This is a genomic window from Micromonospora sp. D75 (assembly GCF_018070405.1).
GTDB lineage: Bacteria > Actinomycetota > Actinomycetes > Mycobacteriales > Micromonosporaceae > Micromonospora > Micromonospora chalcea.
Window position 1 is genome coordinate 1 of record NZ_JAGPXV010000543.1, and the last position, 4,118, is coordinate 4,118.

6 protein-coding genes are annotated in these 4,118 nt (G+C 74.4%); 4 read left to right on the plus strand and 2 right to left on the minus strand.

What is annotated here, in order from left to right:
- Nucleotides 1-788: LysM peptidoglycan-binding domain-containing protein (locus KBX39_RS24980; protein ID WP_210872802.1), on the plus strand; the 788-nt coding region annotated here is incomplete at its 5' end.
- A 1-nt stretch (nucleotide 789) separates the two neighbouring features.
- On the opposite strand, the gene KBX39_RS24985 is transcribed toward KBX39_RS24980, so the two are convergent.
- Nucleotides 790-1,641, minus strand: coding sequence for a Rieske 2Fe-2S domain-containing protein (locus KBX39_RS24985; RefSeq protein ID WP_210872804.1), 852 nt, complete (start codon nucleotides 1,639-1,641; stop codon nucleotides 790-792).
- Nucleotides 1,642-1,751: 110 nt separating this feature from the next.
- On the opposite strand from KBX39_RS24985, the gene KBX39_RS24990 reads away from it, so the two are divergent.
- The 3 genes from KBX39_RS24990 to KBX39_RS25000 are packed head-to-tail and all read left to right on the plus strand — an operon-like array spanning nucleotide 1,752 to nucleotide 3,188.
- Entirely contained in the window at nucleotides 1,752-1,961 is a 210-nt protein-coding gene (locus KBX39_RS24990) for a type II toxin-antitoxin system VapB family antitoxin (protein ID WP_030500628.1), read from the plus strand.
- The gene (locus tag KBX39_RS24995; protein ID WP_210872806.1) at nucleotides 1,958-2,383 is read left to right on the plus strand and encodes a PIN domain nuclease; all 426 of its coding nucleotides are present in this window, start codon (nucleotides 1,958-1,960) and stop codon (nucleotides 2,381-2,383) included. Before KBX39_RS24990 ends, KBX39_RS24995 begins: the two co-directional genes overlap by 4 nt.
- 40 nt (nucleotides 2,384-2,423) lie before the next feature.
- Nucleotides 2,424-3,188 (plus strand): crotonase/enoyl-CoA hydratase family protein, encoded by a 765-nt coding sequence (locus KBX39_RS25000; protein ID WP_210872808.1) that lies wholly within the window; start codon nucleotides 2,424-2,426, stop codon nucleotides 3,186-3,188.
- A gap of 4 nt (nucleotides 3,189-3,192) precedes the next feature.
- On the opposite strand, the gene KBX39_RS25005 is transcribed toward KBX39_RS25000, so the two are convergent.
- Nucleotides 3,193-4,118: FAD-dependent oxidoreductase (locus KBX39_RS25005; protein ID WP_210872810.1), on the minus strand; the 926-nt coding region annotated here is incomplete at its 5' end.

A 4,118-nucleotide genomic window follows, 5' to 3' on the forward strand; every position in this document is an offset into this window, starting at 1 on the left:
GCTGGTTCGGCTGGGCCACGTTCGCGTTCTCCGTCGTGGTGGAGCTGCTCGCGGCTGCGGTACGCCGGCCGGCGCCGAAGCTGCCCGGCATGCACCGCCAGCAGAAGGCCGCAGCCGCGCTCGTCGGTTCGGTCGCGCTGATCCTGGCCGCGAGCCCGGCCGCGGCGAGCGCCGCCGCGCTGACCGCCCCGCAGCCGGCGGTCGCCGCTTCTGCCGTCACCGCGCCGAGCCGGGTCGCGCCGCCGGCCCCGGTCGCGTCGAAGGCGGACGACCCGGCTGTGTACCGGGTGGCGAAGGGCGACTACCTGGGTGAGGTGGCCGACCGCTACCTGGACGACTTCGACAGGTACAAGGAGCTGGCCCGGCTGAACCGGCTCGCCGACCCGGACCGGATCCGCCCCGGCCAGCTCATCACGCTGCCGGACGGCGCGACGGACTCCGGCGCCCGGCGGCACGCCACCGGGCGGCTGGTGGTGACCAAGCCGGCCCAGACCGCACCGGTCAAGCCGGGTGGCGGCGGCGCGTCGTCGAGCGCGCCGCAGGCGAAGCCGAAGCCCACCCCGCGGGACGCGACGCCCACCGTGGAGGCGCCGGTCGGTCAGCCGCCGGCCATGTCGGCGGGTGCGTCCCGGCCCACCGCCGAGGAGGGCATCAACCGTCCGCTCGCCATCTCGGCGGTGCTGGCGGTCGCGAGCATCGTGGGCGCGCAGATCGGCGCGCTGCTGGGGTTGCGCAAGCGGCCGGTGCCCGCCCGCGCGGGTTCCAGCGGGCGGCACCGGCGGGACTGAGTCAGGGCAGCCGGGCCTCGACCCGGCCGGACACCACGCGGGTGGGGAGCACGATCTGGTCGTTCGCGGCCGGGCCGTGCACCACCTCGCCGCCGTTGAGCCGGAACGCGCTGCCGTGCCAGGGGCAGACCACGCAGGCGTGGCCGTCGATCTGCTCCACAGTGCCCTCGCCGAGCGGGCCGCTCTGGTGCGGGCAGCGCTCCAGCATGACCGTGACGTCGTCGCCGTCCCGGTAGAGGATCACCGAGACGTCGTCGATCTTCTTGGTGACCAGTTCGTGCCGGGGCAGGCTGCTCAGGTCGCCGACGCGGTGCCAGCCGTCGCTGATCAGGTGCAGCTCGGAGACGCTCTGGCTGGCCTGGGCGCCCTGCTTGTACGCGAGGTGCCCACCCAGGTACGCGCCACCGCTGGCGGCGGACAGACCGAGGTAGGACAGCGCCCGGCCGAGCCCGTGGCGACCGTTGAGCCGGGCCGCCAGCGAGCCGGCGTACAGCGCCAGGCCGACCGTGTTGGCGGCGGCGTGCACCAGGCCGATCCGGCGCTGGTCGCGGGTGAGCGTGGCCCAGTCGTTGAGCCCGGCGACCGCTGCGGGCAGCGCGCTGACCGTACCGAGGCCCACCAGCGCGGTGGCGGCTCGGCGCTGGCCGGGCAGCAGGTCCACCACGGCGGCGGAGATCCACGCGCCGACCGGCACCTGCACCATCGCGGGGTGCAGCGGATGGCCGAGCCACACGCCGTGCAGCGCGTCGCGTACCCGCTGGGAACGCAACGTGCCCTGGACGGCGCGCTGCAACCGGTCACCCACCCGGTCGAGACCGGTGGCCTGTTCGATCTTCGTCAGTAGTTCGCGCACCCGTTCCGACTTCCCGGCAGGAGAGCCCCCAAACCGGACGCCCCGGAATTCCCTCGCACAGCCTCCGCGCTGGATATACTCGGGCGGCTGGTCGTATATAGGGAGCCGCGATGACCAAGATCCTGGTGGACGTCGACGACGAGGCGCTGGCGGATGCCGCCGAGGCGTTCGGCACGAAGACCAAGAAGGACACGGTGAACGTCGCTCTCCGCGAGGGCGCGGCGAGACTGCGCCGCGCCCGGGCACTGGCGGAGCTGGCCGAACGCGGGCAGGCCGGTGACTTCGACGAACTGCTCGACAAGGGTGCCTACCGCTCGTGAAGCTGGCCGACTACCTGATCGACACCAGCGCCCTCGTCCGGCTCCTGCGTGATCCCGACGTGCTGGCGCGCTGGGAACAGCAGGTGACAGCGGGTCTGCTCGCCGTGTGCCCGCTGGTCGAGCTGGAATTCCTCTACACCGCCCGCTCGGTCGCCGACCGGGCGCGCCTGACCGAGCAGCTCCGGGCCGCCTTCGGCTGGGTGGTCATGCCGGACCGGATCTACGAACGCGCCGCCGAGGTCCAGGGCGAGCTGACCGTGCGGGGGACGCACCGCTCGGCGGGCGCGGTCGACCTGCTCATCGCCGCCACCGCCGAGTACCACGGCCTCTCGCTGCTGCACTACGACCGGGACTTCGACCAGGTCGGCGCCGTCACCGGCCAGCCGATGCGCTGGCTGACCCGACCCGGCTCGATCAAATAGGGCGTAGCCACGGCAGCGCCGTCGCGGGCATGCTGAGCCCATGGGGGTACGCGTCGAGCACGCCGGTGCCGTGACCACTGTGATCCTGGACCGGCCCGAGGCCCGTAACGCCGTGGACGGGCCGACCGCACGAGCGCTCGCCGACGCGTTCCGCGCGTTCGACGCCGACCCGGACGCGGCGGTCGCGGTGCTCTGGGGCGCGGGCGGCACGTTCTGCTCCGGCGCCGATCTGAAGGCCGTCGGCACGCCGCGCGGCAACCGCGTCGAGCCCGAGGGGGACGGACCGATGGGCCCCACCCGGATGCGGCTGTCCAAGCCGGTGATCGCGGCGATCTCCGGGTACGCGGTGGCGGGCGGGCTGGAGCTGGCGCTCTGGTGCGACCTGCGTATCGCCGAGTCGGACGCGACGCTCGGCGTGTTCTGCCGCCGGTGGGGCGTACCGCTGATCGACGGCGGGACGGTCCGGCTGCCCCGGCTGATCGGCGAGAGCCGGGCGATGGACCTGATCCTCACCGGACGCCCGGTCGGCGCCGACGAGGCGTACGCGATGGGTCTGGTCAACCGGCTGGTCGCGCCGGGTGCGGCCCGCGCGGCGGCCGAGGAGATGGCCGCCGCTATCGCCCGGTCGCCGCAGACGTGCCTGCGCAACGACCGGGCGGCGGTGCTGGACGGCGCGGGGCGGCCGGAGCCGGAGGCGATGGCCACCGAGCTGGCCTACGGCATGGAGTCGCTGGCGGTGGACGGGGTACGCGGCGCCGGCCGGTTCGCCGCCGGGGCCGGCCGGCACGGTGCGCCGGCCGGCTGACGCGTCACTTCAGCGCGCGCAGCGCGTCGGAGATGGCCCGGTGGAACGTCGGGTACGCGTAGATCATGTGCCGGAGCTGGCTGATCGGCACCGCCGCGTGCACCGCCACGACGAGCGCGGAGAGCACCTCGCCGCCGGCCGGTCCGGCCGAGGTGGCCCCGATGAGCACGCCCTGGTCGGCGTCGGCAACCAGCTTGATGAACCCGGCGTTGCCGGTCTTGTGGATCCAGCCCCGGGCCGACGAGGTGAGATCGGCGTATCCGACCTGGACGTTGACGCCGCGCTCGCGGGCCTGCTGCTCGGTGAGGCCGACCGCGCCGACCTCGGGGTCGGTGAACGTGACCCGGGGCAGCGCCCGGTAGTCGGCGACCGGGACGCTGCCCGGCGCGACGCTCGACCCGCCCGCGCTCATCGCGCCGCCGACCGAGCTGACCACACCGGCCGCGCCGCCGACCACGCTCGCGGTGCCGCTGGCGTCCGGGCCGCCCTTGGTACGCCGCATGTGGTCGAGGACGTCGGCCACCACGATGCCGGCCTGGTACATGGCGATGTGGGTGAACGCGCCCTCGCCGGTGAGGTCACCGACCGCCCAGATCCCCTCGGTGACGTGCATCCGGTCGTTCACCGGCAGGTAGCGCTGCCCGGCGTCCACCCCGACCGTGTCCAGGCCCAACTCCTCCAGGTGCGCCTTGCGGCCGGTCACCACGAGCAGCTTCTCGCCGGTGAACTCGGCGCCGTCGGCGTACACGGTGAACGCGCCGCCGTCGTGGCCGACCCGGCCGGCCTTGACCCCGGTGTGGATCTCCACCCCGTCGGCGCGCAGCGCGTCGGCGGCGAGCGCTGACGCCTCCGGCTCCTCGACGGCGAGCACCCGGTCGGCCGCCTCGATGACCGTCACCCGCACGCCGAACCGGGCGAAGACCTGCGCGA